Genomic DNA, 26,120 nt, shown 5'->3' with positions numbered 1-26,120 from the left:
ACAGGCCGCGCGGCGTGGGCAGTTGCGAAGAAGACAATTGATCGAAGTCCGGAGGAGACGCGAGATCATGCAATTATTGGCTGAGTTGTTAATGGTCGGCACGGTGGCCGGCGTAAAGGTCGGCATTGCTGCACTTGGCTTTGCCCTTATCTTCTTCACTACACGCGAAATGCACTTTGCTTTTGGCGCTCTGTGTGTTTTCGGGGCATATGTGTGTTTTTGGGTGGTAACCGCCTTTGCCGAGAGCACTTTTGGCGTATTCCTCGGCATTGTCGCAGCGCTGACAGCAACTGCCGCTGTAAGCGTCGCGCTGCATAGGTTTCTTTATTTAAAGCTCAGGTCGGTGATGCCGGTGCTGATGGCATCATTGGGGACAGGTATCGTTCTCGAGAATGTGCTCCAAATTATAGCGACGCCAGACGTTAGCATCGTTCGCTTTCCTTCGATAACGCAGATCATTTCTATCGGCGGTCTGCGCATCCGGGCGCTCGATCTCGGCGTCCTGGTCCTGTTTGCTGTCATCGCGGTCGCGCTGGATCTGTTCTTGAACCGCACACGGGTGGGTCAGGGCCTTAGTGCAACGATCGAAGATCCCGAGATGGCAGAACTCGTGGGCATCCGTACATCCTTGATGCGGGTCGGTGCATACGCTGCCGGCGCATGTCTTGGTGCAGCTTCGGGCGTCATTATGCTGTTCGATACCGGTGTGAAGCCAGCCAACGGCTTCATTATCCTGCTCTATGCGCTGATCGTCACCATTGTCAGCCGTGGCAATCTTCGTGCGGTGGCGGCTTGGAGCGTTCTGTTCGGTGTTGCCCGGAGCCTTTGGTCTTGGCAATTCGCGACCGATTACACCGACCTCGCCGTCTTTGCGATCATGGTGACCTACCTCATGGTACGAGACTACTCGGCTCGCTATCAGAAAATCAGTGTGAAGCCGGCACGATCGAAACTAAGTTCGAGTGTTGCTCCGGCCAAGCAGGGAGGCTGACGATGTATTTCTTGATGACGACCATCATGCTGATGGAAATCTATGCAATTGTTGCATTGTCACTGAATCTGTTACTCGGCGTGGCGGGCCGTTTCTCGGCATACGAAGCGGCTATTATGGGCATCGGCGCCTATACTGCGGCATTGCTTGGGCAGACTCTTGGTCTTGATTTGCTGTGGGGTTGCATCGTCGGCGCAGTCTTCTGCGCGCTGATGGGCATCATATTCCAAATCATGACCCGCTATATGGACTTCTTCACATTCAAAATTACGTCGTTCGCCATGCAAATGGCGCTGTGGCAAACGTTTATGACGTGGCGGAACCTCACAGGAGGTGCCAACGGAATCTATGGCATCGATCGTCCGAACCTGTTTGGTATATCTTTCGACAATATCGTTGCCTACTTCTGCTTGACTACAGCCCTATCACTTCTCGTTATCGGCTACCTTCTTTACTTCGAACGGTCCCAATTCGCTCTTGCGCTCCGTGGCCTTCGTGACGGCGAAGATGCGCTGGAAACCCTGGGTAAGAATCCGTTTGCCTTGAAACTGAAGGTGTTTGCACTCAGCGGCGCCGCCGTGGGTTTCGCTGGAGGACTGTTGGCGGGACTTCTGCAGAGTGTCAGTCCGCAGAGCTTCTACGTCTATGTATCTGTGATTTTCATCATCTTTGTGATCGCAGGCGGGCGTGGGAACCTACGGGGCACGATCGTTGCCGTCGTGCTCCTGACTGTGATCCAAGAATCGATCAAGCTGATTCCGGGGCTCCCTACCACATGGATTGGACCGCTGCAGCAGATTTTCTACGGCCTGGTGCTGATCACCGTGGTCATCGTGAGACCTTCGGGTCTGTTGCCGGAAGGCCCGATTTTCCGCCGCGGCAAGCACCGTTCGTCGCTTGAAGCTAAGCCCGGATTTACATTCCTGACTGAACCCAAAGCCCGAGGAGGGCGCGTATGACCCGCAGTCCGCTGTTTCTGCAAGCGCGCAATATCACGCGCACTTTCGGCGACCTCGTCGCGTTGGACGACGTCAGCGTCGATATTCCCACTGGCAAGGTCACTGGCCTGATCGGCCCCAATGGAGCAGGCAAAAGCACGTTGCTGAGCATTCTATCGGGCTTCGAGCGTCCCTCGAGCGGACAAGTCATCTATGACGGTGAAGATATCACCCGTCATCCTGGGTACCGCCGCGTTGAGATCGGGATTACCCGTACGTTCCAAGACGTCGAAATCTTTCCGACACTGACCGTCTTAGAGAATGTACTGCTCGGCTTCCAAGATCAACTCGGCGAAAAGCTTTGGCGTCTCATCCTGACGCCAGGCGAAGTCCGCCGGCAGCGGCAGCAGTTCATCGCTCAGGCGCTCGAAATTCTGAAGACCATTGGAATCATTGATCAACGCCCGGATGAACTCGCTGGGAACCTGTCCTATGGGCAGCAGAAACTCCTTGCACTAGCACGAATGTTACCGACCGACGCCGACTTCTTCATGTTGGATGAACCCGGTTCAGGATTGCCGCGCCCGATAGTCGCTCACATGGGTGCTCTGCTACGTCGAATCGCCACCGAGCACGGCAAAGGGATTGTTCTTGTCGATCATAATATGGAGCTCGTTCTCGAGTATGCCGAGCACGTGATTGTCATGCACCACGGTACGGTGCTGGCACAGGGTGCGCCCGAGTATGTTCGCCGCCACCCAGACGTGCTCAGGGTCTATCTCTCGCGGCCGGACGATGACCATAACATATTGCCGCCGCCCGCAACCACTGCCGAAGGAGCAATTCATGCTTGAAGTCAGAGATCTTCGCGCCGGGTACGGCAAGCGAGAAATTGTTCACGGCGTGAGTATGACGGTGCCGACGAACGGCATCGCGACTTTGCTCGGCCACAATGGAGCGGGTAAGTCGACGTTGCTAGGGGCTCTCATCGGTAAAGTGAATGTCATGAGCGGATCTGTGACATTCGATGGAGAGGACATCACGAGCACTTCCATCGCCGACGCTGTGCGACGAGGTATCGTGCTCGTTCCGGAAAAAGGACGGCTGTTTCGCAACTTCACCGTCGAGCGAAACCTGCTGCTCGGCGGTTACACCGTTAAAAATCCGGCCGAGTTGCGGAGGCGTATCGACGAAGCGGTCCAGGTCTTTCCCCGAGTTGGTGAAAGAATGAAGCAACTTGCCGGAACACTCAGTGGCGGCGAACGCCAGATGGTAGCAATCGCGCGCGCTATGATGTTGCGCCCAAAGCTCGTACTTCTCGAAGAGCCGTTTCTCGGATTGGCACCGCAAGTGATGCAGATCGTGATGGATGCCATCGAGTTACTGAACAAGCGCTATCAGACAGCGTTTTTAGTTGTCGAACACAATGTTTGTATTCTGAATATCTCGTCTAAGGCGTATGTGATGAAGCTCGGAGAGTTTGCGATCTCAGAGGACAATCCGCGCTCGCTGCTCAATGACGAACGCCTCGAACAGGCCTATGTCGGTTGAGTACCGAAGAAGATACGATGGGCGCCGGTGACCCCGACGCCCATCCCTCGGCCAATTACTCGTAGATTGCCTTACCGTCCTTAAGGGTGAAGAACGAGAACGGAAGTTTGGCAACGCCATCGCTGTCGAAGTTGTAATTGCCAACGGCGCCCGGCCAGTCTTTTACCTTAACAACGTACTGGCCCACCGCTTTCGAGTCGTTGCCGACCGCTGCGATCGCTTCTCCAACGAGCCGAGCTCCATCATAGGCAAGCGCGTCCGAGGCAGCCGGAGGCCGCCCGGCTGCCTTGGTAAACTTGGCGGAAAACTCCTGTGCGTTCGGTGCGTTGGGGTCGAACTTGGGAGCAACCCCGCGAACGCCGTTCAGCGCCGCGCCGCCCACCTTGAAGTTTTCTGGATTGATGATGAACTGGTTTGCGAAGTAGGCGGCTTCAAGGCCGATTTCCTGCGCCTGTACGAATGCGTAGCCATTTTCCGGAATATTGCAGAAAACGACGAGCGAGTCTGGACGGGCGCTCTTGATCTTGTAGAGTTGCGTCCGCATGTCGATGTTGCCGACATTGTTGACCTCATGAGCAACAATGTTCCCGCCCGCTGCCTTGTACGCTGATATGAATGCGTCGGACACCGACACGCCGAATTCATCGTTCTCGCTGAGAACCGCGGCTGACTTGAATCCGAGGCCTATCATATGTTTGGCTAGGACGGCGCCATCATCATCGGCCAAGGGACTTCCGTTGATGAGCCACGGGCCAAGCTTACGCAACGCTGGTGAAACCGCGTTGAAGTTGTAGACCTGAACGCCACGGCTTTTGGCGATTGGATTCATTGCCTGATTGACTGGGCTCGAATTAGCCAGCACAGCCACGACGCTACGGGCGTCGATCAGCTTCTGAAATGCAGTGACCGCAAGCTGCGGCTGCTGCTGATGATCTTCGTAGAAAACCTCGAGATCGATAACACCTTTTTGCTTCAGCTCCTGTTTGGCGATTTCAATTGCATGCTGCACGCCAACCCCGTAGCTCGCTCCGATCCCACTCAATTGTACAATGACGCCGATTTTGCCGGACTTTGTCCCACTTTGAGCGAAACTTGCGCCTGGCAGCGCCAGAGCCCCCAACACAGCCATTGATAGGATGGCCGAACGCCGTGACACTTCTAACACCATAGACTACCTCCCTTTTAGAAACCTTTGCTAATTGGTTGATCCGTCGCACGAACCGACTTATGCGAAGCCGCCGAACGCCGGAACATTCAAGCGCGTACGATTAGCCGCGTCAGGTACGGACACTGCTCTAAACACCGTCGCATCCTAAAGGTAGCATGAGCGCTCTGTGATGTCACGTTTAATCCTGTATTGGAGGATTTCGTAATAGTTCAGCCGAGGTACGTCTATGACATAGTCCCGTTTTGCAGGAGTTACTATTGACATGCACGGCACGGGCATTATGAAGTTACCGAGCGTGGCGAGCTCTCGGCTGTCAGGTTCCCGCGAGCTTCCAACCAAACGCACATCAGCGCTCCTCCGAGGACGACGGGGGCGCCCTTGCGGAGAAGTGATTTATGGCCCTTATCCCGAAGCTGGTTGAATTTGGTGAGCGGTCGCGGTTCGAAAACCTGCCGACCGAAGTCATCGTCGAATCGAAACGTATCCTTTTGGACTCGATTGGTTGCGCACTGGCCGGTCTCACCGTGGATAAAGGTCACAAGGCGCTCAAGGCCGCACGGGCTATGTCCGGTGCCTCGGAATCTATGGTGATTGGCAGTGGGGACAAGCTGTCGATGGGCGCGGCAGCGTTCGCTAACGGGGAACTGATCAATGCCATTGACTTTGATTTGCTCACGATCCCCCCGGGTCACGTGACGCCCTATGTTCTGCCTGCCAGTCTCGCGATGGCGGAAGGTCAGCATCGCTCCGGCAAGGACCTGATTGCCGCGATCGCGATTTCGCACGAAGTGTCGACTCGCTTCGGCCTTGCCATGGGATACTACCGCGACGTTACGCCGGGGCAGAAGCTTACGTTGCCATCTATCAGCGGTTTCAGCAGTACCATTTTCGGAGGCACCCTGGCATCGTCCCTGCTGCGCGGCCTCGACGCGCGACAGACCGGCTATGCTATGGGACTCGCTGGGCATATGGCGCCTGCGCAGAGCATGTCCAAATGGGGGCGCACCGTCCCCGGGCCTGACAATAAGTATCTGATGTCGGGATGGATGGCCCAAGCAGAGTTGACGGCAGTACAGCTCGCAGAGGCCGGCTATTCGGGCGACACTGAAATACTTGAAGGCGAACATGGTTTCTGGCGTTTCATGGGCTCAACAAAGTGGAATCCTGATGCGTTGATGGACCGGCTTTACGATGAATGGAAGTTCCCTGCGGTTACGATCTACAAGCCATATCCGCATTGCCGCAACACGCACACCATTCTCGACTGCATCTTTAATCTGATCGAAGTACACGAGATCACGCCTGAGGAAATCGATAGAATTGTCACCTACAGTGACTCTCATACTGCGAAACTGCCGCTCTACTCGGCTAAGACAATCCAAACGCCCAGCGACGCGCAAATGAACACAGCCTACGCAGTATCGATGGCGATCCATGGCCTCAGGCCGGGCCCCGAATGGCACGACGATGAAAGTCTCCGCAGTAAAAAGTACCTCGCGTTCATGGAGAAGGTGCAGATTGAGCCGCATCCTGACTTCGAACAACTGCTCACCAAGGAGCCACAGAGCCGCATCGGCAAGGTAGAAATTTTCGCACGCGGCGTAACGTTCGTCGAGGAGCGCAAGTACCGCAAGGGCTCGCCGGCAACTCCTGAGACAAGAATGTCTGATAATGATCTCGCCGACAAATTCCGTCATTGTGCCTCGCGTGTGCTCTCGCCGGAACGCTCCGATCAGGTGATCACAGCAATCATGGATCTCGAAACGATCGGTGACGTGGCAAAGCTGGCCATCTTGTGGCAGGGCGACATGCACGACGAAAGTAGTCGCAACACGGGAAGGTCACGAGTTTGACAACGCAGCAGCCGGGAGGACATTATGGGTCGTAAGCTCGTCATTTCCTGTGCCGTGAATGGTGGCGCTGATCCGAAAGCGAACCCTGCCATCCCGATCACACCGGCGCAGATCGCGCGATCCGCACTCGACGCGGCACGAGCCGGCGCTGCGATGGTGCACCTTCATGTACGCGATGTGAACACCGGCATGGGCTGCATGGATTTCGCGCTTTACCGCGAAACTGTACAGCGCATCCGCGACAGAGGTAGCGATGTGATCATCAATCTCACCGGGGGCGCGGGTGCGATGTTCTACCCGAGTGATGACGATCCACGCGTTCCCACAGGTGCCTCGTCGTTAGCAACAACCTACGAGCGGATCGGACATATCGAGGAGCTAGTTCCAGACATGGGCAGCCTTCCTATGGGCTCATGTAATAAGGCTGGCGGCATCTACCTCAACTCGGACCGCTTCATTCTTGATAGTCTCAAGCGCTTCCAAGCGGCTGGCGTGAAGCCGGAGCTCGATGTCAGCGATCCAGGCCATCTGGTGGCCACGCGCGAATTGATTGAAAGGGGACTCGTTGGCCCGAAGCCGGTCATTCAGTTTTGCCTTGGCTGGCCAGCCTCCGCCCCAGCAACACCTGAAACGGTTTGCTATATGAAGAGCCTACTACCGATGGACGCGATCTGGCTCGCTTTCGGCCGTGGTGTCACGGCATTTCCCGTCGCCGCAATGTCAATCATGCTCGGTGGCAATGTTCGCGTTGGTCTCGAGGACACGCCATGGATTTCGGAAGGAACGCTCGCGCCGAGCAACGCGGCGCTGGTCGAACGTGCAGTTGATCTGATGGCGATCCTCGGTGCCGAGCCCGCAACACCGCTAGAAGCGCGCAGCTTGCTCGCGCTGCCCGAGAAGGCAAATAACGTTGCACGTTCCTCGCTGAGTGAGCCGGAGCGAAATTAACTATCGACTGGTCCGGTGACGGAAGTCTACTCGTTGATCGACGGCTTCGTCTGACCTGCATTGAAGGACCCATTCAAGAGCGAAGATCCACCTGCGGGATCCTGAGATGGCGCTGGTTATCGATAGGTTTACTGGGCACTGCTGGCGCCTTTTAGTGTACTCGCGCTGGTATGTGCCTTTCCCGCCTCCATACTGGTACTTGCAGCCGCTTGCCCTCGAAAGTCTCTAGACAACGCGGAACATAACTGTAGTCCCCGCGTTGCGCGCTTCCATTGTCCTCCGAATTGGTTGAGCCACGTGGAGTTAGCTAGCACGCGGTATGAAACATCGAGCGACCCTGGACTTGAGACGGATTGTCGGTTGGCTGTTCGACACTGTCGCTCCGGGGTGGGATCGGTGCCACTGACGAACCGAACAATCTGGTGAAGACCTCTTACTGAAAGATGGTTTAGGGAACCGTGAATCATTCGAGGGCAAGCGCATGTGGAACGTTGTCTATGCCCTCTCGGTGACCCAGATGGGCATTATTATTGCCGAAATGCTGCCGACCAGCCTGTTGACGCCGATGGCGTCAGATCTTGGCGTTAGTGAGGGAGTGGCGGGGCAGGCTGTATCCGTCACAGCGGTGTCGGCGATGATCTCAAGCCTCTTCGCCGCCCCAGCGACGAAGCGGTTTGATCGCCGACCGGTGTTTCTGGGCTTCGCGGCGCTTTTAATCTGCTCGAACGCACTAGCCGCTTTCGCCACAAACTATATCATGCTTCTGGTCAGTCGCGCACTCTTGGGCATCAGCCTGGGCGGCTTCTGCTCCTTGGTTCCAGCATCTGCAACCCGACTGGTCGAGCCAGTCGACGTGCCGCGCGCTTTAGCAATCATATTGAGTGGAATCTCGATCGCGATGGTCGTCGCTGCGCCCTTCGGAAGTTTTTTCGGCAGTCTAGTCGGATGGAGAGGCGTGTTTCTCCTGGCCTTGCTGTTATCAGTGGCTTCGTTTGCGTGGCAATTCGCAGTCATGCCGTCGATGGACACCGGCAGGAATATTACGATCAGCACGATTTTCAGGCTATTAGGAAGACGCAATGTTGCCTTCGCGATGCTCGCGACGATATTATACTTTGGCGGTCACTGGACATTCTATACTTATTCACGCCCCTTTCTGGAGCAGATCGCTAGATATGAAATTCAGGGTGTCTCGGCCAGTCTCCTTTGCTTTGGCCTCGCAACTATACTGGGCACATTGACAGCCAACTTCCTCACGCGTCGCGGCCTATGGCAGACGCTAGCCTTCGTCCCACTGCTACTTGCAATGAGCAGTTGCGGAATGATTGCATTTGCTGGGTCGACGGTCGTGTGCATCGTCCTCTTTATTCTCTGGGGCTTTGCATTCGGTGTGATGCCGGTCGCTTGGGCCACCTGGCTGACTCGAGCGATCCCAGACGAAATTGAAGTTGCAGGCGGCATGCAAATCTCGTCGATCCAGCTTGCCATCACCGTCGGCGCGGGCGTTGGCGGAGGCTTGTTTGAAATTGGGGGATCGCTCTTAACTCTGGCCGGGGCCAGCGCAGCGATGCTCGGTTCGGCGGTCCTAGTTCTGCTATCGCTTCGACTGAGCGACAGACAAACTCTTCCCACGTGAGACTTGGATACAATGGCCTGAACCAACCTCACGTTTGACCGACCTCTCATACCTGCGCGCAGTTTATGGTCGTGGATGCGATAACAGTCCAGTACAGCAGGAATCCCAGCTACGTGACCAAGCCTATGTGCTCCTGCTCTCCAAGGCGTGGGGCTGCTACGGGCGGGATCGTAGGATGGTCTGGTTAGTCTGACGTGGCCACCTGATGTTGCTCGCTGAGGTAGCGGGAGTGGGCCAGCCGAAGGGGAAACCGTCGTAGTCAGTATTGGTGCCGCGCAAAGTCCAGGCGAGGAAATGGGCAACGAATCAGCGAAGACAAAGGCCTTGCTCAGGAGGAGGGGGTCCATCCTTGCGGCCAACAATGCGGGACTACCGCGCGCAAGTCCCTCGCGACTGTTTGGCAAAGGATACCACTGCCATCTCTTTCCAGGCCCAAGTGGCCAAGACGGACATCAATCCCGCGATAGAACGTCAACGCACCGACACAGTGCGATGCCGTAATGCTTGTGCCAGCGCGATGGTGTTAGCGAATCGAAGGGAGACTCCGCAATTTATGCGACTTGACTGCGCGCATCCCTCGGCGGGAAGAAGCCGGACTCCATTGCGATTGTCCCGCCGTCAACGGCCAGGACGGCTCCGCTGATCGAGTCGGCATCTGGGGAAGCGAGAAAAAGAATTGCTTTAGCCACGTCCGCCGGTTGCGCTCCACGTCCTAGCGGAATCTGCGACACACGCTGCTCCATCGCAGCGGGGTTTTGACTAGCGACGAAATTGGATAACTCGGTATAGGTATGCCCGGGACAGATGCAGTTGACGCGAATATTATGCTGACCCCAGTCAACAGCGAGCGCCCGCGTCAATCCCACAAGACCATGCTTGGCCGAAACATAGCCCGCACACTTCGGGATTCCTGCGAGACCTGCTCCCGAGCTCACGTTTACGATGGAGCCCCTGCCGGCGGGAATCATTGATGCACTGGCCGCACTTTGGCACCAGAAGAACGATCCGGTCAAACATACTTCGAGCTCGCGTCGCCATACATCTTCGGGCAGCATCTCAGGCAGATGGTATGAGGTAATCGCTGCGTTGTTGATTAGAACGTTAATGCGACCATGACGGTCCATCACCTCAGCAACGTTTCTCTTTACATCCGCCAAGTTGCCCACATCGCCTGCCACACCCATCACGTCCCCTAGCGGGGATAGTTTTCCGACCGCCTGATCGACGTTTTTGGGATCCAGATCACAGATAACTACACGGGCGCCTTCCTGCAGAGCGATTTCTGCGGTCGCAAAGCCAATTCCGCGGGCAGAGCCGGTAACAACGATCACTTGGTCCTGGAGCTTGGGTGCATTGACCATCACTGACCTTCACTTGGCTTGTCGGAAAAACAACCCTGCAGGGCTGCGTTCTGGCACATAAAGAATGTCGCAGTATGCGAATCTATAAAGGTGCGCCTAGTTGTCAAGCACGGCCGTTACAATGCCCATTTGTCCTAGTCCCATCATGGGTACGTAGTCTCTCTACACCATGAAAAGCATGCGTATCGGCACGGAGGAGTTGCGCGAACCATGTACTTACGGCCCAAGCGAAGCCAGCGCGATAATGATATCGAACGAAAAGTCTTATAATCGTCGGCACTTGTGAAGTCTCCGAACCAGGGCGACGTGTTATCCCTGATCGATTGTGAGTAGCCCGATCAAAAATGTCAGCCAGAGCCAGTGCAGGACCCTTCCGGCCGGTCTTCCGCGTCGGCACGCCCGATGAGGAAGACCATTCCCTCCTATGGGAATGTAAACCGACGCGCTCGGGCAAACTTGCCGACCGCACCATTATTTATAATAAATCTCACTATTGACGATTATTTATGTTTGTGAGAGGGTTTTTGTCCGCTGAGATAGCATTCGAAAAAATCGCATACCCCGAAGCATCGGCCGCAAGTGCCCTGCGGACAATCAATCGAATGAACGAAGGTGTGGAGGAAGCTGACGATGACGCTGAGAAATGTTGTTGCACGTACCTTTGGTGCATCGATTATCTTGACCTGCACGGCAATCAGTCTGCCGGCAATCGCAAAGACGGCGGATGGCAAGTTACTGGTTGCCGTCTCGTTCCAACGACAGCAGGAGCAGCGCTGGGCGGTGGACCGCGCAGTAATGGAGGCGGAAGCTGCGAAGCATAACGTCGAGCTTCGATTTGAGTATGCGAATGGCGACCCCATCAAGCAGGCGTCGCAGGTTGAGAGTCTGCTCGCCCGCGATCCTGATGTCCTGATCATTTGTCCGGTCAACGGCGCTTCAGCGGGACCCATCGTCAAGTCGGCTAAGGAGTCCGGTGTTCCGGTCATTGCGTATGACGGCGGAGTCACGACCGCGAAGGTCGACTTCTACATCACTCGAGACAACTATCAGGTCGGGGTTCTGCAAGCTAAAGAGGCGCTGAAGTTTGCTCCAAAGGGCAACTATGCAATGATCAAGGGTGATACCCAATGGCAAGAACTCCCCGCATTTGTGAAGGGGTGGAAAGATGTGCTGCAGGGAAACGAATCAATCAAGGTAGTGTTCGACCAGTATACAACGGGCTGGAGCCCGACCGCCGCGCAGGCTCATGCAGAAAATGCCCTGTCGGCCAACAGTGACAATATCGCCGCATTCATGGTCATGAACGATTCCATGGCAACCGGCACCGTCCAGGCATTGAAGTCGCGCAATCTGGAGGGAAAAGTGTTCGTCAGCGGAAATGACGCTGAGACGCCAACCCTCAAGCTCATCAAGAGTGGTGCGCAGACCATGTCAGTCTACACTGACATTAATGATTTTGGCAGCTCCGCAATCAAGGCTGCGATTGCTCTGGCCAACAAGCAAGTACCGCCCCATGAAAAGATGGTCGATCACGGTGCCGGCGAAGTGCCGACCCATATTGTGCCGATTGTTGCGGTCACTAAGGACAACCTGTGTGATGTCGTGAAATCGATGGCCAAGGGATGGACCTCGCCAAATGAGGTGTTCGGCGGTCCGAACGAGTGCAAATAAGGCTGGGTACGGGAAACTCTTCGTCCCGTTTAACAACCTGGGACGAAGAGTTTCCCGCCTAAAATTGTAGCGGACGGAGACGATGCATATCCGATCAGGCGGCCGCGGGGCTCCCGCACCTCGTTTGCCTCGGGCGGCAGGTCGTTTGTTTCCGCGAATTGCTGCTGCTTGCCTCGGCGAGATGGACTTAGCCGCGGCACGGCCTGCTCGGAAGCCATCCTCGTTGCGAACGGCCATTCTGTGGACATGCAACCGTGAAAGACATTGCTGATTTGGACATCACGCTCGTGGTCAATGGGACGATGCACTCTCTGTCCCTTGATACCCGCACGACCCTCCTCGACGCACTTCGCGAGCATTTGAATCTCACCGGGTCGAAAAAAGGCTGTGGGCTGGGTCAATGCGGGGCGTGTACGGTCTTGCTCGATGGCAAACCCATGAAGTCGTGTCTGATGCTTGCTGCCCTGTCGGAAGGAAGGGTTATCACCACCATTGAAGGAGTTTCATCGGCGGCAGCTCTTCACCCGTTGCAACAAGCGTTTATCGAGCGTGATGCGATGCAATGCGGATACTGCACATCGGGCCAGATCATGGCAGGCCTTGCCTGCATTGGCCAAGGACACACTGGTTCTGCCGAGGAGATCCGTCAGTGGATGAGCGGAAATCTCTGCCGATGCGGCGCCTATGATAACATTGTTGCAGCTATTCAGGATGTGGCTGCCGATGTTGGGCAGGGACTGTAGGCAATGCACCCGTTCGAACTTGCGCGTCCGCGCGACCTTTCAACGGCGATGGCCATACATGCGTGCGCGAGACAAGACGACGTATTGGTAGAGTACATATCAGGTGGGACGGATATGGTTCAACTCCTACAGGAGAATGTTCGACATCCGCACAAGCTGATCAGTCTGGCGGGTCTCCTCGACAGTCGGATTGAGGTTAGCTCGGAGGTACTCCGGCTCGGCGCAGGAGCGACCATGGCAGACGTAGCCGCCCATTCGGGGGTCGCCGACGGCTATCCTGTCATTGTCCAAGCATTGCTCAATTCGGCCAGCCCCCAGGTGCGCAACCAAGCCACCCTCGGCGGCAATATCCTGCAACGCACGCGCTGCCCTTATTTTCGGGACGTCGGCTACGATGCGTGCAACAAGCGCGCACCCGGCTCGGGCTGTGCCGCGATCGGTGGCGAGAACCGATGGCATGCGGTGCTAGGAGCGAGCCCCGACTGCATCGCCGTCCACCCCTCGGATCTGGCGGTTGCCTTGGCAGCCCTCGACGCTCGCGTCGTGATCGCTCATTCCAATGGCGAGCGCATAGTTTCTATGGAGGAGTTCCATCAGCTTCCCGGTACAACGCCACACATTGAAAGTGTTCTTGAAGCTGGTGAAATGGTTACAGCAATCATCGTGCCCGCAAGTCCGATGGCACGGAACTCGCACTATCTCAAGGTACGCGACAGAGCATCTTTTGAATTCGCGATGACTTCTGTAGCAGTGGCCATCGCAATTGAGAATGGACGCATAGCCCAAGCGCGTGTTGCCGTTGGCGGGGTCGCGACAAAGCCGTGGCGCCTGCGGAATGTGGAGGCCGCGCTCACCGGGTCCTCCGGCGAGGCGCCTGCCCTTCGTGCGGCGGCGGCGCTCGCTGCGGACGGAGCGTGCGGTCATGGCCACAATGACTTTAAGATTGAACTCATGCAGCGAGCCATTGTGCGTGCGCTCGAAACTGCCAGGGAACGTTCATGAGCACGGCAATCATAGGCATGCCACTGAGCCGCGTTGACGGCCGCAAGAAGGTTACGGGCAGCGCGACCTACGCAGCGGAGTTCGACCAGCCGGGACAAGCCTATGCTGCGATTGCCAGGAGCACGATTGCTGCCGGCCGGATCGTCTCAATTGATCTGTCAGAAGCCGAGCAAGCGTCCGGGGTCGTAGCCATTCTGACCCATCAGAACGCGCCGAAGCTGCCGTATCGTGCCCACAAAGGCGATCCGGATCCGGTCGTCGGAGAGCGCTTGCACGTGCTTCAGAGCAATGAAGTGAACCACCAGGGCCAGCCCGTTGCGCTTGTGGTTGCTGACCGGTTGGAGCAGGCCCTCCATGCAGCTTCCCTAGTGAGAGTTGTCTACGCATCTGCCACTGCTTCAACGGATGCAACTCAGGCTCAGCCTGTAAGCCCAGGAAACAGCACCACACATCCGTCCGAAACTCGCCGCGGCGATGCCGACGCAGGCCTCGCGGCAGCCGAAGTCAAGGTCGACCAGACTTATGTCATCCCGCGACAGTATCACAATCCGCTTGAGACGCACGCGACGGTTGCCGCTTGGGATGGGGACAAGCTGACGCTCTGGGACAAGACGCAGTGGCTCCACAACGTTGCGGATGAAATCGCCTCCGTGTTTGATATATCTTCGGAGGACGTCCGCGTCATATCCCCGTTTGTCGGCGGCGCTTTCGGTGCGGCACTCCGAACTTGGCCCCACGTAACCCTCGCAGCACTTGCTGCCCGCGTCGTCGGACGGCCCGTCAAGCTCATGCTATCGCGACGCGAGATGTATTATGGCGTTGGTTACAGGCCATACACGGTACAGCGTTTCGCCTTGGGGGCGTCGAGGGACGGAAGGCTTACGGCGATCTTGCACGATGGCTGGCAGGAAACCTCCACCTATGAGGAATTCCGGGAGTCGCTGCCCCACGCGACAAAGTTTCTGTACTCTTGCTCCAACGTGTACACCCGCCATCGTCTGGCACCTCTGAACGTTCACACGCCGACGTACATGCGTGCTCCAGGTGAGGCGAGCGGGATCTTTGCCATGGAATCCGCGATGGACGAACTGGCATTCGCCCTGGGTATCGATCCGGTCGAACTGCGACTGCGCAACGAACCCACCCGGGACGAGGCACAGGACCGTCCGTTCTCGAGCCGCTCGATGCAGGAATGCTATAGGCTTGCGGCTGAACGGTTCGGCTGGAGCCAGCGCAATCCACAACCGCGCTCAATGCGCGACGGCCACAAGCTGATTGGATGGGGCGTGGCCAGCGCCACATATCCCGTACATCTTCAGGCGGCCTCAGCGCTGGTGCGACTCTTGCCTGACGGAACAGCTGAAGTGGTGAGCGCCGCTAGCGACATGGGCCCAGGGACGTGGACGACCATGACCCAAATCGCCGCAGAGACGCTACGTCTTCCTGTGGGAAAGGTGAGGTTCAACCTTGGCGACACGAAACTGCCCCGCGCGTCCGTACATGGGGGATCTATGACGACCGCCAGCGTCGGCAGTGCCGTTCAGGGAGCATGCCAGAAGGCGCGCGCCAGCATACTTGCGAACGCAAGCACCAACGACATCGCAGAAGCGATCCGCCGGCTTGAGCATCCTTATGAGACTTTGTTCCATTTCACGCCCGGCGACGCCAAGAAACGCTTCTCGATGCATGCGTTCGGCGCTGTCTTCGCGGAAGTTGCTGTCGACCCGGACCTCTGCGAAGCGCGGGTCAATCGTATCGTGGGCAGCTATGGACTTGGCCGTATTGTGAATCCGAAGACGACGCGTAGCCAAGTTATCGGAGGCATGGTTGGCGGGATAGGCATGGCGCTAATGGAGCATTCACCCATGGATCGGCGCAATGGCCGCGCCGTGAACGCAAATCTTGCCGAGTATGCAATCCCAGTGCATGCAGACAATCCACCGGAAATGGAAGCCATCTTTATCGATGAGCACGACCCGCATGTGAACCCGCTTGGCGTTAAGGGTGTTGGCGAGATCGCGATTGTTGGCGTTGCACCTGCGATCGCGAATGCAATCTTCCACGCGACAGGGAAGCGCATCCGCGAGTTGCCCATTACACCGGACAAACTGCTGTGATGAACGGCGGGCTCACGCGCCGAGCATCGTGTTTGCGCAAGCCTATCCCAAGCTGTCCTACTAAGCGGGATTATTTCTATATACGCGCCTGTTAGCCCAAACCGTGCTGCGTGTCCGGCGAAGGTGACGGCCCTTGTTTATCGTCTTTGCCAGGTGATTTGAATCGAGCCCCGTAGATAGCTCCACTTTCACTGACCGAGCGTGTCTGCATGTATGAACACCCACTGCAATGATGCGGCACGAAATGGCACCTCCCACCGTTTGAATTCGATCGCCTTTGCATCCTAGGTTGCCCTTCGCTCTAACGAGGTTGAAACAAAACTCTTGGTCGCAGAAGCGGGTATCTCCTGCCAACCCGGACCGCCAGCTTAGTTGACACATATCCCATTAAGTGAGATTACTGAGAAAACGACGCTGGACTTCCTTAAGTCGAACTTGAGCCAGACGTTATGGCGCGAGTTGAGCCTGAAGAATCGTCGGAGCGTCAAAGAAAACGGTGAAGTTCGTCTAATTGCTCTCGACGGACTTACTTCGGACGCTGGCGTAGCCGCGAGATCTCGCCACGCCACATGGGAGGAATTGGATGTTCTTTGAGCCCACGACGTGGTCGAACAAGAAGATGCGCGCGGCGCGAGCCGTCGGCGTGCGGTCCCCGATTGAGGTGGCAAGTGTGCCAGTGCCCGAGATCGGGGAGGAGGATGCGCTCGTCCGAATTGTCGCGTCCGGTATATGCAGATCAGACTGGCATATCTGGAACGGTGACTGGGTCTGGAACGGTGTTCATCTTCCTGTAACCGGAATTCTGGGTCACGAAATCGGTGGCATCATTGAATCCGTTGGAAGCCGCGTCAAGCGGCTGACCCCAGGCCAGAGGGTCACCGTTCCGGTTCATCTTGCCTGCGGGCGATGCTCATCCTGCATGCGCGGCCTCCAGAACATGTGCGACGATGGGGACTCGAGTCATCACGTCCCAGGCTCCGGCGGTTGGGCAGAGTACATGCGAGTTCCGAATGCAGATCTCAACTGCGTCGTCCTACCAGACAACGTTGATGAACTGACGGCGGCGGCGCTCGGGTGCCGGTACATGACTGCCTGGCGAGCTGTGCACAAGCAGGGCGCCGTGAAAGGCGGCGAGCTCGTCGCAGTCGTGGGGTGTGGAGGGGTCGGACTTGCCGCAGTGGAGATTGCGGCATGTCTTGGTGCTGAGGTGATTGCCGTTGATGTCGACGACGCGAAGCTCGAACAGGCAAAGACGCTCGGGGCTGTTAGTACGGTAAACGCGAAGGGTCTCAGTCCCGATGCCGTTAGCAGCGCGGTCCGCAAGCTCACGCCCGGGGACCGCGGTGTTGATCTAGCTGTGGACGCGCTCGGGCTCGAGCAGACGGTGAATACCGGGCTGTATTCGCTGAAGAAGGGTGGTCGACTGGCTCAGATCGGTCTTACATCCCAACAGGAGAAAGGCTTTGCCCGCATTCCGCTGGATCTCATCGTCATGAAGGAACTTCGGATTGTGGGCTCGCAGGGCAACCCGCATTGGGCTTTCGATGAGTTGCTCTCGCTGGTTTCGCAGGGGCGATTACGCCCGAGCAGACTCGTAAGTCGTGAAGTAGGATTGCATGATGTAGGTTCCGTGCTCCACGACATGGATGCGTACCGGACCTCAGGATACGTGGTCATTACCGACTTTGCTGCATAGCCAGGATTCCGCGCAGTGCGAGCGTGCAGTCCACCGGAACGGTAGCCGACGCGGCCACGTCGGTGCCGGCTTCACAGAGGCTCCGTTCAGCCTTGTCGCTGAACCTGGTCAAACAGCCCAGAGATGGATCAATGTCAGAACCAGTTCTCACAGTTCAAAATCTGACGAAAGATTTCTTCGGCGCACTGGCAGTGAACGATGTTTCGCTCTCGCTTCTGCCTGGCAAGACAATCGCACTGCTCGGCGAGAACGGAGCTGGCAAGTCTACGCTGATGAAGTGCATCTCCGGCGTCTACACGGCAACGAGCGGCACGGTTCTGCTCGATGGAAAGGAGATCCAGCCGAGCAACGTCCGTCAGGCCGAAGAGCTGGGAATTCTCCTGGTTCAGCAAGAGCTGCATATCGCCCCAAACCTGAGCATCGCGGAAAATGCGTGCATGGGATTCATGCCCAACCGGTATGGTGTCGTCGATTGGGCGAAGGTCATAAAGCATACTCGCGACTGTTTGAATTTCTTCGAGATCGACGCGGACCCCAACGCACCCGCGAGCACCCTTTCAGCATCCGAACAGCGCCTCCTGATGATCTCGTCCGCTCTGACGAAGGGGACGCCGCGCGTTCTCATCCTTGACGAACCGACGGCAGCCCTGACGCCAGGTGAGGCGGCGCATCTTTATGACAAAATAAAGCAAGTGAGCCGACTAGGCGTTGCAACGGTCTTCATCACACACCGCCTTGACGAAATCGAAGGCGTATGTGACCGCGCGTTGGTGATGCGCAACGGCCGTCTTGTGTTTGAGACATCGCAGTTGAAGGGATCCCGCGACCAGATCGTGCGAGCAATGATCGGTCGCGAGCCTGAATCGCGCGAAAGCCGGACAGTTACCCTTTCGAAAAAGCGGCTTTCTGTCACTAACTTGCACGTTTCTGGCTCAGCGTCGAACTCTAAGGCTTTTGTAGACGGGGCAAGTCTCGATGTATCAGGCGGTGAGATCGTTGGCCTCTTCGGCTTGGTTGGCGCCGGACAGACCGAGCTGGCGATGGCGATATTCGGCGCGTGGAACGGGCGGGTTCATGGAGACGTCACCATAAATGGCGTGAATGGTCGACCCCGAAGTCCCAGGGATGCTCTGGGTAGGGGCTGCGCTATGCTGACAGAGGACCGGAAGCGATCCGGACTCTTCGAGACCCAAAGTGCGCTCTACAACATGAGCGCCGCAAGCATCAGTCGGCTCAGTCGATGGGGAGTCATCGGCCGAAGTGCGGAACGACGCCGGAACTTGACATTGGCACGAAACTTCCATCTCCGTCCGCTCAACCTCGAGAAGTCGGTCGAGACGTTTAGCGGTGGCAACCAGCAGAAGATTATGCTGGCTCGATGGCTGGCAGCAGAACCCGACCTGCTGATTGTGGATGAGCCGACCGTCGGCGTCGACATTGGCGCGCGCTTCGAGATCTACAGGATTCTCCGCGAGCTTGCCGACAGCGGCAAGGCCATCCTGATGATTTCAAGCGACATGGAAGAGGTCGCAAACGAAAGTGACCGCATCTTGGTCATGTACAAAGGTCAAATAACGGGTGAGTTCAAGCCGGGGGTCAGCCGGCACACTCTTCTGGCCGCGGCAACTGGATCATTGGAAGGGACGGAACATACTTATGACTGAGATCGTCGATCGTCCTGTAAAGACAGCAAGAGCACAATTCGTCCGGCATGTCTTGACGAGGAACGCCCGCTGGCTGCCGATGGTTGCCTTCTTCATCGTGGTTGCAGTCGGGTTCCAAGTTGCGACCGATGGCATCTTCCTGTCACCTCGCAATATCACACTTTTAATGCGGCAATGTGCGATCACTGCCGTTGTCGCGATGGCGGTGTCGATTCTGATTATTAAAGGTGAGATTGATCTATCGATCGGCAGTGCAGTCTATCTTTGCGGGACTGCCGCTGCTACGCTCCAAGTCCACTATGGCTTTCCTGTGGTTCCAACAATTCTTGTCACTCTGGGCATAGGGCTTCTGCTCGGTCTCTGGCAAGGCTTGTGCACGGTCGCGCTTGGCGTCCCGTCATTTGTAGTGACCCTTGGCGGCTTGCTGGGCTTCCGTGGACTTGCCTACTATCTGACGGACGCCGCTACAATCGCGCCTCTAAGCCCGTCATACTCGGCCCTCAGCGAGGGCTTTGTGCCGGTGCCTGTTTCGCTACTGATGTTGGCGGTGGCCTTTCTCGTTGTTGCCGCTTTGCTCGCCCGCTCGGCGCGAGATCCTGAGACTGGCCAGCATGATCTAACATCGATTGCCGTCAGGATTGCCACTGCGGCCATCATCTTTGGAGCGCTGGCTTGGATCTTTGCCGGGTACCGCGGCATTCCTAACGCTGTTCTCTGGGTCGCAGCCTGCGGAGGCGTGCTCTGGTTCGTGATGACTCGTACCGTGTACGGACGCAACGCTTACCTAATTGGCTCAAATCGTGAGGCCGCGCGCTTGGCCGGTATCGATGTTAGCAAGCATATTCTGTTCGGATTCCTTCTTATGGGCGTATTCTATGCGATCGCCGCAACCCTTGCGACCGCGCGCCTGTCGGCATCCACGCCTGCTATGGGGCAATACCTCGAATTGGACGCTATTGCCGCGGCTGTGATCGGCGGTATCTCACTGCGCGGAGGCATTGGCACTATCCCAGGTGCTATCCTCGGGGCCGCACTGCTTGTCACAATCGATAACGGCATGAGCCTGCTGAACATCTCGTCCTTCATACAGATGATCATCAAGGCGCTTCTTCTGTTGCTGGCTATCGCTGCCGACTCTGCACTCAATGGCAAAGTACGTCATCGCTAGGCCGATCGGAGTTGCCGCTTATGCGCGATCAATGTGTGGGGAGGGGATACACCATTTCCTCCTCCGACCTTCAAGGTGATGACCCCGCGGAAACAGCGCTTGATTGACCCTGCAGTCTTCCATCAGGTCATGGCTGGGACTGTAAGTGACGGTCGCCAATACTCACCGTTCATGCATCTAACGAGCCGGGCTTAGAAAACTCTACTAAGGGCGCATGCTATGAGTTTAGTGTTTGAGAACAAGGTTGCTTTAGTGACAGGTGGCGGCTCGGGTCTTGGGCTGGCGACAGCTCAGGCCTTCGCTGAGGCAGGCGCAGCCGTCACCGTTGCTGATGTTGACGAAGGGTCCGCTCAGGCAGCGGTCACCGATATCACTGCGGCCGGCGGCAGGGCAATCGCCGTCGCCTGCGACGTTGCCGATGAGGCGAGCGTCGCAAGCATGGTCGCGCGGACGGTGAGGGAGTTCGGTCGTCTGGACGTTGCCTTCAACAATGCTGGGATCCAGTTTGGCGCCAAAGAAACGGCTGATGCCATTGGGGAAGAGTTTGACCGCGTGATCGCGGTTAACCTTCGTGGCGTCTGGAACTGCATGAAGTATGAACTCCAGCACATGCGCGAACAGGGCCAAGGCGCCATCGTGAACTGCTCGTCAGTTTGTGGACTAGTCGGGATACCGGGACGGGGAGACTATCATGCCTCGAAACATGGGATCATCGGGCTTACCCGCACTGCGGCTGTTGAATACGCATCACGCGGTATCAGGATCAACGCGGTGTGTCCCGGGACGATCGAGACGCCTATGGTGACTGAGCTAATCAGGCGCGATCCTGCTATCCTCGAGCAGATAACCAAGTACGACCAACCGATTGGTAGACTCGGACGGCCGGAGGAGGTCGCTTCAGCCGTATTATGGCTTTGCAGCCCGGGCGCGAGTTTCGTGATTGGGCACCCGTTGGCTGTCGATGGCGGCTGGACTGCTCAGTAGCTGCAGAATCCGGGTACGAATAGGCAGTCCCTGATAATATGATCAGAGAAGATAGTGCTCTTCATCAAGAAGCTTTGCCTTCAAAGTAAGGAGGTTCAGTTATGGAGTTCGACCCATTCGAAAAGGCGGTTATCGACAATCCCTTTCCGATTTGCCGGCTGATGAGGCAGGAAAAGCCCGTATACTTCAACGAACAGCGCGGGTTCTACGCGCTGTCACGCTACCAGGACGTGGTTGAGACCAATCGCGACTGGCAAACCTACAGCAGTGCCTATGGCCGACCTCGACAATACCGGCAGCCTCTTCTTTAAAGATGGAAACGTACCAGAAGCCAACCCACCCGGTCACGCGGTACTTAGGTCTGTAATGCATAGGCGCCGCCGAGCGAGTGGTCAATGTAGTCCCTATTTAGAGATGCGACACGACCGGTGCAGCGGCGGCCTCGTTAACCACCCACATCAAGGAATAGAATTCTATGCAGCCCTTTGAACTGTTTGCAATCCGGTACGCGCACAACGGACCACGTACGCTCGGACAAAATATGATTGGCGGCGATCCCCACGAGTCGCATTCGTCGATGGATTTCTACGTGTGGGTGGCCAAGCGATCCGATAGGGTCTTTCTCATCGACACCGGTATGGGCGAGGAAACCGCCAAGCGCCGGGGTGAGCAGTTCTTCCGAGCTCCAGCCGACGCAATCAAGCTGCTGGATCTCGATCCCGAGAAGCTGGAAGACGTCATTCTGACACATATGCACTACGACCATGCCGGCATGCTCCACCGATATCCCAGGGCGCAGTTTCACCTCCAGGACTCGGAGATGGCCTATGCTACGGGCCGATGCATGTGCTCGCGCCTGATGCGGCGTGGATACGAGATCGATGACGTCCTTCATCTTGTCAGATGCGTATATGCCGACCGGGTGACGTTTCACGATCAAAGTGTCGAGATTACCTCTGGTCTCTCCGTGCATCGAACCGGGGGCCATACGGGAGGGCAGCAGGTCGTCCGCGTTTGGACCGAACGGGGCTGGGTAGTGCTCGCCTCGGATGCCTCTCATCTCTATTTCAACATGCAGAATGGCGCGCCATTCCCATCTGTCCATCGGGTCGATGAAATGATGGAAGGCTATCGGATTCTGTATAACCTCTCCGGAGGGTCTTGGGACCACGTCATCCCGGGGCACGATCCGCTCGTGATGCAACTCTATCCGGCACCGAGCAAGGACCTCGAAGGGATCGTTGTACGGCTCGACAAGCCGCCGCGGGTCCATTCATAACTTTGAGCATCAATACAAAAAAGTATTGTACTGGACGAGCTTCGACAGCCGCAGTTGTCGAAGCTCGTCCTTGACATGGTCCGAGAACTGGATCGACGCTAGATAGGAGAGCCCGTCAGCTAAAGGGATCGAGCTAACGTTTAAAGCTCGCGGGGCTGAATTCCGATTTCGGCAGATCGAAGGCTGCGGGTGAGAGCACACGAAGATGGGTCGATGGCCAATGTGGGGGATCGGTGAGGATGAACAGCATCGCCGGAAGGCCTGGCGGTACTGTTCATCCTCAGCTGTTTCTTCTGGATGATGTCGACGGTGGTCGAACCATTTCCTTTAGTGGACGTAATATCCGGCTCCTAGAGCATCGTGCCCCGCATGTGATCCTGGTTCCCTTCTGAAAGCGTCGTCGGTGAAGAATTCCGATCTCGTTGAGACGATTGGGATATCGGGCGCATCATTGGAGTCGATTTTGCAGGGTTGCGGGCCGGAAGCGGTGGATTTCCTGCGTTTTCCGTTGCCGCTTTAGCCCGGGATCTGATTCAATCAGGAGCACTCCATCCGGCCGGAGGTGCGCCATGTCGACGCCGAAAGACGAGCGCCAGAAGGATCTGTTCCGCCCCGCCTTGGACAGCATCATCGACCTGAAGCATCCGCTGGTGCTGCTGGCTCAGCGCATCGACTGGACCTTCCTTGAGCGCCGGCTCGGCGGCGTCTACAAGCCCGGACCCGGCCACCCGCCCTTGCCGGTGCGGCTGATGGCTGGCCTGATGATCCTCAAGCACATGGAGAGCCTGTCCGACGAGGTGCTGTGCGCCCGCTTTCTCGACAGCCCCTACGTGCAGTTCTTCTGCGGCGAGGTCAGCTTCCGCCATGATCTGCCGTTTGACCGTTCGTCCCTGACGCGGTGGCGCCAGCGGCTGGGCGAAGAGCATCTGACCGCCCTGCTGCAGGAAAGCCTCTCCGTGGCGCACCAGACCGGGGCTCTCGCCACGAAGGATCTCGAGCGGGTGGCCGTCGACACCACCGTCCAGCCCAAGGCGGTGGCTTATCCCACCGATGTCCGCCTGATGCACCGGGCCCTGATCAAGCTCGTGGATCTCGCCCACAAGTGCGGTGTCCGGTTGCGCCAGAGCTATCGCCGGGTGGCCCAACACGCTCTGATCCGGATCGGCCGCTACCTTCATGCCCATCAGTTCAAGCGGGCGAACCGCGAGCTGCGGTTTCTGCGCGCCCGGCTCGGCCGAGTGATCCGGGATGTCCGCCGCAAGATCAAAGGGAATGCGGCCCTGGAGGAAGGCTTTGAACCGCTGCTCGCCCTGGCGGTCAGGGTTCGGCAGCAGACCCAGCGCCAGCGCGGGCCCAAGGTCTACGCCCTACATGCGCCCGAAGTGGAGTGCATCGGCAAGGGCAAAGCCCGCACACCGTATGAGTTCGGCTGCAAGGTGAGCATCGCCACTCCGGTCACACAGCCCAAGGGCGGTCAGTTCGTGCTGCATGCCCGGGCGTTGCACGGCAACCCGTATGACGGTCACACGTTGGCGGCCGCGGTGGCCGATGTGGCGGCGATGACCGGGGTTGAAGTCCAGCGCACGCATGTCGACAAGGGTTATCGCGGGCACAATCACCCAAACCGCTTCCAGGTCTGGATCTCGGGCCAGGTACGCCGGACCACAGCGGCTCTCAAGCGCGAGATGAAGCGGCGGGCCGCGATAGAACCGGTGATCGGCCACCTGAAAGCCGAACACCGGATGGGGCGCAATCATCTGAAAGGCCGAGAAGGCGACCGCATCAACGCCGTTCTGGCAGCGGCCGGATACAACTTCTCACTCCTGCTGCGATGGCTGGCGGCACTTTTGTGCGCCCTTGTCCTGATGCTCGTCGGATATGCTCCATCGCCTCAGCGCGCATGACTCAAGCCGGCATAACATTCTTCACGGGCGACGAAAGCAGCCCCATCACGAAGAGATAGCATGGGTGCGCCGGCTCTATCAGAACCGCTATTGCTCTAGGTTGGAACCTTCCAGCCAATCTGCTGCACTGCCTTGTCGACGAAACGCATGTCAACGAGTGAGGCTGCATCGATGGATTTCAGGTCGGTAACGTTCGGTACCATGCCCAGACTAATCCACGCTTCAATGCTCTCCTTTGTGAAGTAGGGAGACTGGAACTGTGGGAAGTTCTTTGTCCACATCGTGCGCCAAGTGTCGGGACTCATCATAGACGCATATTGCGCCTTGTAGATAATACTCGCAGCTTCCTCTGATTTCTCGATGATGTAGCGCAGGCCTCTAACCTCGGCGTTCACCAGAGCCTGAAATAGCTCCGGATTGCTCTCCACGTCCGACGCCCGCGCCTCGATTACAAAGCCACCGAGTGACTTGAACCCCGGAACCTCATCCTTGGTTACGCTGAATATCGGCACGGCTCCGATCTCTGCAACTGCTTGGTCGACGTTTGGTGGGAGCGCGACGAACGCGTCGATAGCGCCGTTCGCTGCGGCCGATACGGCATTCTCCGTAGACTGGGTGGGCACAATTTGCGCATCCTTGGCGGGGTTAAGCCCAAGGCTGGAGATCACCTGCCGTGCAAATCCGTCTGTGATACTCCCAGGCGACGTCACGCCACACCGGATCCCCTTGAAGTTGGCAGCCGCGATCTTCCGCTTCTCTTCGTAAGGCATGTTTTCCGTAAGACCGAACTTGGCCGCATAGCCTTTGGTGAGCACCAGGTACAGCGTATGCGCAGAGCTCTGCGCCATTACTATTTTGAACTTCTGCCCACGTGCCGCAGCGGCGATCATCTCACCTGGAGCCGTGTAGTACGCATCGCCGCTTCCAGAAACCAATGCGGTCATCCCTGCAGGACCGCTACGCATGAAAATCCGACTGACTTCAAGGCCCTCTTCCTTATAGAAGCCAAGCAACTCGGCGATGTAACTAGGGGCCAAGCTGAGACGCGGCCCAGGAGCACCCATTAGAAGCGTTGCACGCTTGGCCGCGGACTGACCCAACGACACTCCGGGCATCACTAAACAGGTCAAAGAGCCAGCAGCCCAAGTCAAAGCAGTGCGACGAGTTACTCTTATGGTCATCGTGATTTCCTCCAGATTGCGGAATTTGGTTTTCTGTCCAGCAAGGCTGTCAGTCGGTTTCAACTTACCCACCGCCCTCGCTCACTAGTCCTTCAAGGCATTCGCCGACACCTCACGCTGCCACCCAGTGTTCGCGGACTTTTAATTACCCATAGATTTGCGCTCCGATCCTGGCGCCGAGTTCGATGTCCATCAGGCGCGAAAGTCCTCTCCACATGACGGTGTTGCCTGGCGGCGGATCATGCCCACGCGCGAGATAGCCGCC

General features: G+C 57.2%; 21 protein-coding genes. 18 read left to right on the top strand and 3 right to left on the bottom strand.

Annotated features, from left to right (window positions below):
* Window positions 1-67 precede the first annotated feature (67 nt).
* The 4 genes from FS320_RS00105 to FS320_RS00090 are packed head-to-tail and all read left to right on the top strand — an operon-like array spanning window position 68 to window position 3,480.
* Window positions 68-991, top strand: a complete 924-nt coding sequence (locus FS320_RS00105) for a branched-chain amino acid ABC transporter permease (protein ID WP_152708582.1) — start codon at window positions 68-70, stop codon at window positions 989-991.
* A 2-nt stretch (window positions 992-993) separates the two neighbouring features.
* Window positions 994-1,950, top strand: coding sequence for a branched-chain amino acid ABC transporter permease (locus FS320_RS00100; RefSeq protein ID WP_152708581.1), 957 nt, complete (start codon window positions 994-996; stop codon window positions 1,948-1,950).
* Window positions 1,947-2,783, top strand: a complete 837-nt coding sequence (locus FS320_RS00095; RefSeq protein ID WP_152708580.1) for an ABC transporter ATP-binding protein — start codon at window positions 1,947-1,949, stop codon at window positions 2,781-2,783. The genes FS320_RS00100 and FS320_RS00095 overlap by 4 nt, the downstream gene beginning before the upstream one ends.
* Window positions 2,776-3,480 carry an ABC transporter ATP-binding protein gene (locus FS320_RS00090; RefSeq protein WP_162002717.1) on the top strand — a complete coding sequence of 235 codons (705 nt, stop codon included), beginning with the start codon at window positions 2,776-2,778 and terminating at the stop codon, window positions 3,478-3,480. The genes FS320_RS00095 and FS320_RS00090 overlap by 8 nt, the downstream gene beginning before the upstream one ends.
* A gap of 55 nt (window positions 3,481-3,535) precedes the next feature.
* Here the strand turns inward: FS320_RS00090 and FS320_RS00085 are convergent, their stop codons facing one another.
* Window positions 3,536-4,648: an ABC transporter substrate-binding protein gene (locus tag FS320_RS00085; RefSeq protein WP_152708578.1), complete on the bottom strand. Its 1,113-nt coding sequence runs from the start codon at window positions 4,646-4,648 to the stop codon at window positions 3,536-3,538.
* 395 nt (window positions 4,649-5,043) lie between these two features.
* Here FS320_RS00085 and FS320_RS00080 point away from each other — a divergent pair, with 395 nt between their 5' ends.
* The 3 genes from FS320_RS00080 (at window position 5,044) to FS320_RS00070 (ending at window position 9,085) form a co-directional block, all read left to right on the top strand.
* Window positions 5,044-6,501, top strand: a complete 1,458-nt coding sequence (locus tag FS320_RS00080) for an MmgE/PrpD family protein (protein WP_152708577.1) — start codon at window positions 5,044-5,046, stop codon at window positions 6,499-6,501.
* A 24-nt stretch (window positions 6,502-6,525) separates the two neighbouring features.
* Complete coding sequence (locus FS320_RS00075; protein ID WP_152708576.1) at window positions 6,526-7,449, top strand: beta-keto acid cleavage family enzyme; 924 nt, start codon at window positions 6,526-6,528, stop codon at window positions 7,447-7,449.
* A gap of 481 nt (window positions 7,450-7,930) precedes the next feature.
* On the top strand, window positions 7,931-9,085 hold the full coding sequence (locus tag FS320_RS00070) for an MFS transporter (protein ID WP_152708575.1): 1,155 nt from the start codon (window positions 7,931-7,933) through the stop codon (window positions 9,083-9,085).
* 551 nt (window positions 9,086-9,636) lie between these two features.
* On the opposite strand, the gene FS320_RS00065 is transcribed toward FS320_RS00070, so the two are convergent.
* The gene (locus FS320_RS00065) at window positions 9,637-10,446 is read right to left on the bottom strand and encodes an SDR family NAD(P)-dependent oxidoreductase (protein ID WP_152708574.1); all 810 of its coding nucleotides are present in this window, start codon (window positions 10,444-10,446) and stop codon (window positions 9,637-9,639) included.
* A gap of 630 nt (window positions 10,447-11,076) precedes the next feature.
* Between FS320_RS00065 and FS320_RS00060 the strand changes: the two genes are divergently transcribed.
* From FS320_RS00060 to FS320_RS00010, 11 genes are all read left to right on the top strand, one after another.
* On the top strand, window positions 11,077-12,117 hold the full coding sequence (locus tag FS320_RS00060) for a sugar ABC transporter substrate-binding protein (RefSeq protein ID WP_152708573.1): 1,041 nt from the start codon (window positions 11,077-11,079) through the stop codon (window positions 12,115-12,117).
* A 302-nt stretch (window positions 12,118-12,419) separates the two neighbouring features.
* Window positions 12,420-12,860, top strand: coding sequence for a (2Fe-2S)-binding protein (locus FS320_RS00055; RefSeq protein ID WP_152708782.1), 441 nt, complete (start codon window positions 12,420-12,422; stop codon window positions 12,858-12,860).
* A 3-nt stretch (window positions 12,861-12,863) separates the two neighbouring features.
* On the top strand, window positions 12,864-13,862 hold the full coding sequence (locus tag FS320_RS00050; RefSeq protein ID WP_152708572.1) for an FAD binding domain-containing protein: 999 nt from the start codon (window positions 12,864-12,866) through the stop codon (window positions 13,860-13,862).
* Entirely contained in the window at window positions 13,859-15,979 is a 2,121-nt protein-coding gene (locus tag FS320_RS00045) for a xanthine dehydrogenase family protein molybdopterin-binding subunit (RefSeq protein WP_152708571.1), read from the top strand. The genes FS320_RS00050 and FS320_RS00045 overlap by 4 nt, the downstream gene beginning before the upstream one ends.
* A gap of 670 nt (window positions 15,980-16,649) precedes the next feature.
* Window positions 16,650-17,675: an alcohol dehydrogenase catalytic domain-containing protein gene (locus FS320_RS00040; RefSeq protein WP_202882813.1), complete on the top strand. Its 1,026-nt coding sequence runs from the start codon at window positions 16,650-16,652 to the stop codon at window positions 17,673-17,675.
* Between the two features lie 131 nt (window positions 17,676-17,806).
* A complete protein-coding gene (locus FS320_RS00035; protein ID WP_152708570.1) occupies window positions 17,807-19,339 on the top strand; it encodes a sugar ABC transporter ATP-binding protein in 1,533 nt (510 codons plus the stop codon).
* Window positions 19,332-20,507 carry a sugar ABC transporter permease gene (locus tag FS320_RS00030; RefSeq protein WP_152708569.1) on the top strand — a complete coding sequence of 392 codons (1,176 nt, stop codon included), beginning with the start codon at window positions 19,332-19,334 and terminating at the stop codon, window positions 20,505-20,507. Before FS320_RS00035 ends, FS320_RS00030 begins: the two co-directional genes overlap by 8 nt.
* A 219-nt stretch (window positions 20,508-20,726) precedes the next feature.
* Window positions 20,727-21,491 carry a glucose 1-dehydrogenase gene (locus tag FS320_RS00025; protein WP_152708568.1) on the top strand — a complete coding sequence of 255 codons (765 nt, stop codon included), beginning with the start codon at window positions 20,727-20,729 and terminating at the stop codon, window positions 21,489-21,491.
* A 101-nt stretch (window positions 21,492-21,592) separates the two neighbouring features.
* Window positions 21,593-21,802: a hypothetical protein gene (locus tag FS320_RS00020; protein ID WP_152708567.1), complete on the top strand. Its 210-nt coding sequence runs from the start codon at window positions 21,593-21,595 to the stop codon at window positions 21,800-21,802.
* 266 nt (window positions 21,803-22,068) lie between these two features.
* Window positions 22,069-22,770, top strand: coding sequence for an N-acyl homoserine lactonase family protein (locus FS320_RS00015; RefSeq protein WP_244626885.1), 702 nt, complete (start codon window positions 22,069-22,071; stop codon window positions 22,768-22,770).
* A 569-nt stretch (window positions 22,771-23,339) separates the two neighbouring features.
* A complete protein-coding gene (locus tag FS320_RS00010; protein ID WP_152708565.1) occupies window positions 23,340-24,674 on the top strand; it encodes an IS5 family transposase in 1,335 nt (444 codons plus the stop codon).
* 95 nt (window positions 24,675-24,769) lie between these two features.
* Here the strand turns inward: FS320_RS00010 and FS320_RS00005 are convergent, their stop codons facing one another.
* Entirely contained in the window at window positions 24,770-25,918 is a 1,149-nt protein-coding gene (locus FS320_RS00005) for an ABC transporter substrate-binding protein (RefSeq protein ID WP_152708564.1), read from the bottom strand.
* Between the last annotated feature and the right edge of the window lie 202 nt (window positions 25,919-26,120).

This window comes from Microvirga tunisiensis, from assembly GCF_009296175.1.
GTDB lineage: Bacteria > Pseudomonadota > Alphaproteobacteria > Rhizobiales > Beijerinckiaceae > Microvirga > Microvirga tunisiensis.
This window is presented reverse-complemented; position numbering and strand designations above follow the sequence as displayed.

Excerpts from the sequence above, each read along its gene's own strand:
- FS320_RS00080 (WP_152708577.1), top strand. The coding sequence starts at position 5,044 with ATGGCCCTTATCCCGAAGCTGGTTGAATTTGGTGAGCGGTCGCGGTTC.
- FS320_RS00090 (WP_162002717.1), top strand. The coding sequence starts at position 2,776 with ATGCTTGAAGTCAGAGATCTTCGCGCCGGGTACGGCAAGCGAGAAATT.
- FS320_RS00025 (WP_152708568.1), top strand. The coding sequence starts at position 20,727 with ATGAGTTTAGTGTTTGAGAACAAGGTTGCTTTAGTGACAGGTGGCGGC.
- FS320_RS00065 (WP_152708574.1), bottom strand. The coding sequence starts at position 10,446 with ATGGTCAATGCACCCAAGCTCCAGGACCAAGTGATCGTTGTTACCGGC.
- FS320_RS00075 (WP_152708576.1), top strand. The coding sequence starts at position 6,526 with ATGGGTCGTAAGCTCGTCATTTCCTGTGCCGTGAATGGTGGCGCTGAT.
- FS320_RS00100 (WP_152708581.1), top strand. The coding sequence starts at position 994 with ATGTATTTCTTGATGACGACCATCATGCTGATGGAAATCTATGCAATT.
- FS320_RS00095 (WP_152708580.1), top strand. The coding sequence starts at position 1,947 with ATGACCCGCAGTCCGCTGTTTCTGCAAGCGCGCAATATCACGCGCACT.
- FS320_RS00050 (WP_152708572.1), top strand. The coding sequence starts at position 12,864 with ATGCACCCGTTCGAACTTGCGCGTCCGCGCGACCTTTCAACGGCGATG.
- FS320_RS00060 (WP_152708573.1), top strand. The coding sequence starts at position 11,077 with ATGACGCTGAGAAATGTTGTTGCACGTACCTTTGGTGCATCGATTATC.
- FS320_RS00055 (WP_152708782.1), top strand. The coding sequence starts at position 12,420 with ATGCACTCTCTGTCCCTTGATACCCGCACGACCCTCCTCGACGCACTT.
- FS320_RS00010 (WP_152708565.1), top strand. The coding sequence starts at position 23,340 with ATGTCGACGCCGAAAGACGAGCGCCAGAAGGATCTGTTCCGCCCCGCC.
- FS320_RS00015 (WP_244626885.1), top strand. The coding sequence starts at position 22,069 with ATGGATTTCTACGTGTGGGTGGCCAAGCGATCCGATAGGGTCTTTCTC.
- FS320_RS00030 (WP_152708569.1), top strand. The coding sequence starts at position 19,332 with ATGACTGAGATCGTCGATCGTCCTGTAAAGACAGCAAGAGCACAATTC.
- FS320_RS00020 (WP_152708567.1), top strand. The coding sequence starts at position 21,593 with ATGGAGTTCGACCCATTCGAAAAGGCGGTTATCGACAATCCCTTTCCG.
- FS320_RS00045 (WP_152708571.1), top strand. The coding sequence starts at position 13,859 with ATGAGCACGGCAATCATAGGCATGCCACTGAGCCGCGTTGACGGCCGC.
- FS320_RS00085 (WP_152708578.1), bottom strand. The coding sequence starts at position 4,648 with ATGGTGTTAGAAGTGTCACGGCGTTCGGCCATCCTATCAATGGCTGTG.
- FS320_RS00070 (WP_152708575.1), top strand. The coding sequence starts at position 7,931 with ATGTGGAACGTTGTCTATGCCCTCTCGGTGACCCAGATGGGCATTATT.
- FS320_RS00105 (WP_152708582.1), top strand. The coding sequence starts at position 68 with ATGCAATTATTGGCTGAGTTGTTAATGGTCGGCACGGTGGCCGGCGTA.
- FS320_RS00035 (WP_152708570.1), top strand. The coding sequence starts at position 17,807 with ATGTCAGAACCAGTTCTCACAGTTCAAAATCTGACGAAAGATTTCTTC.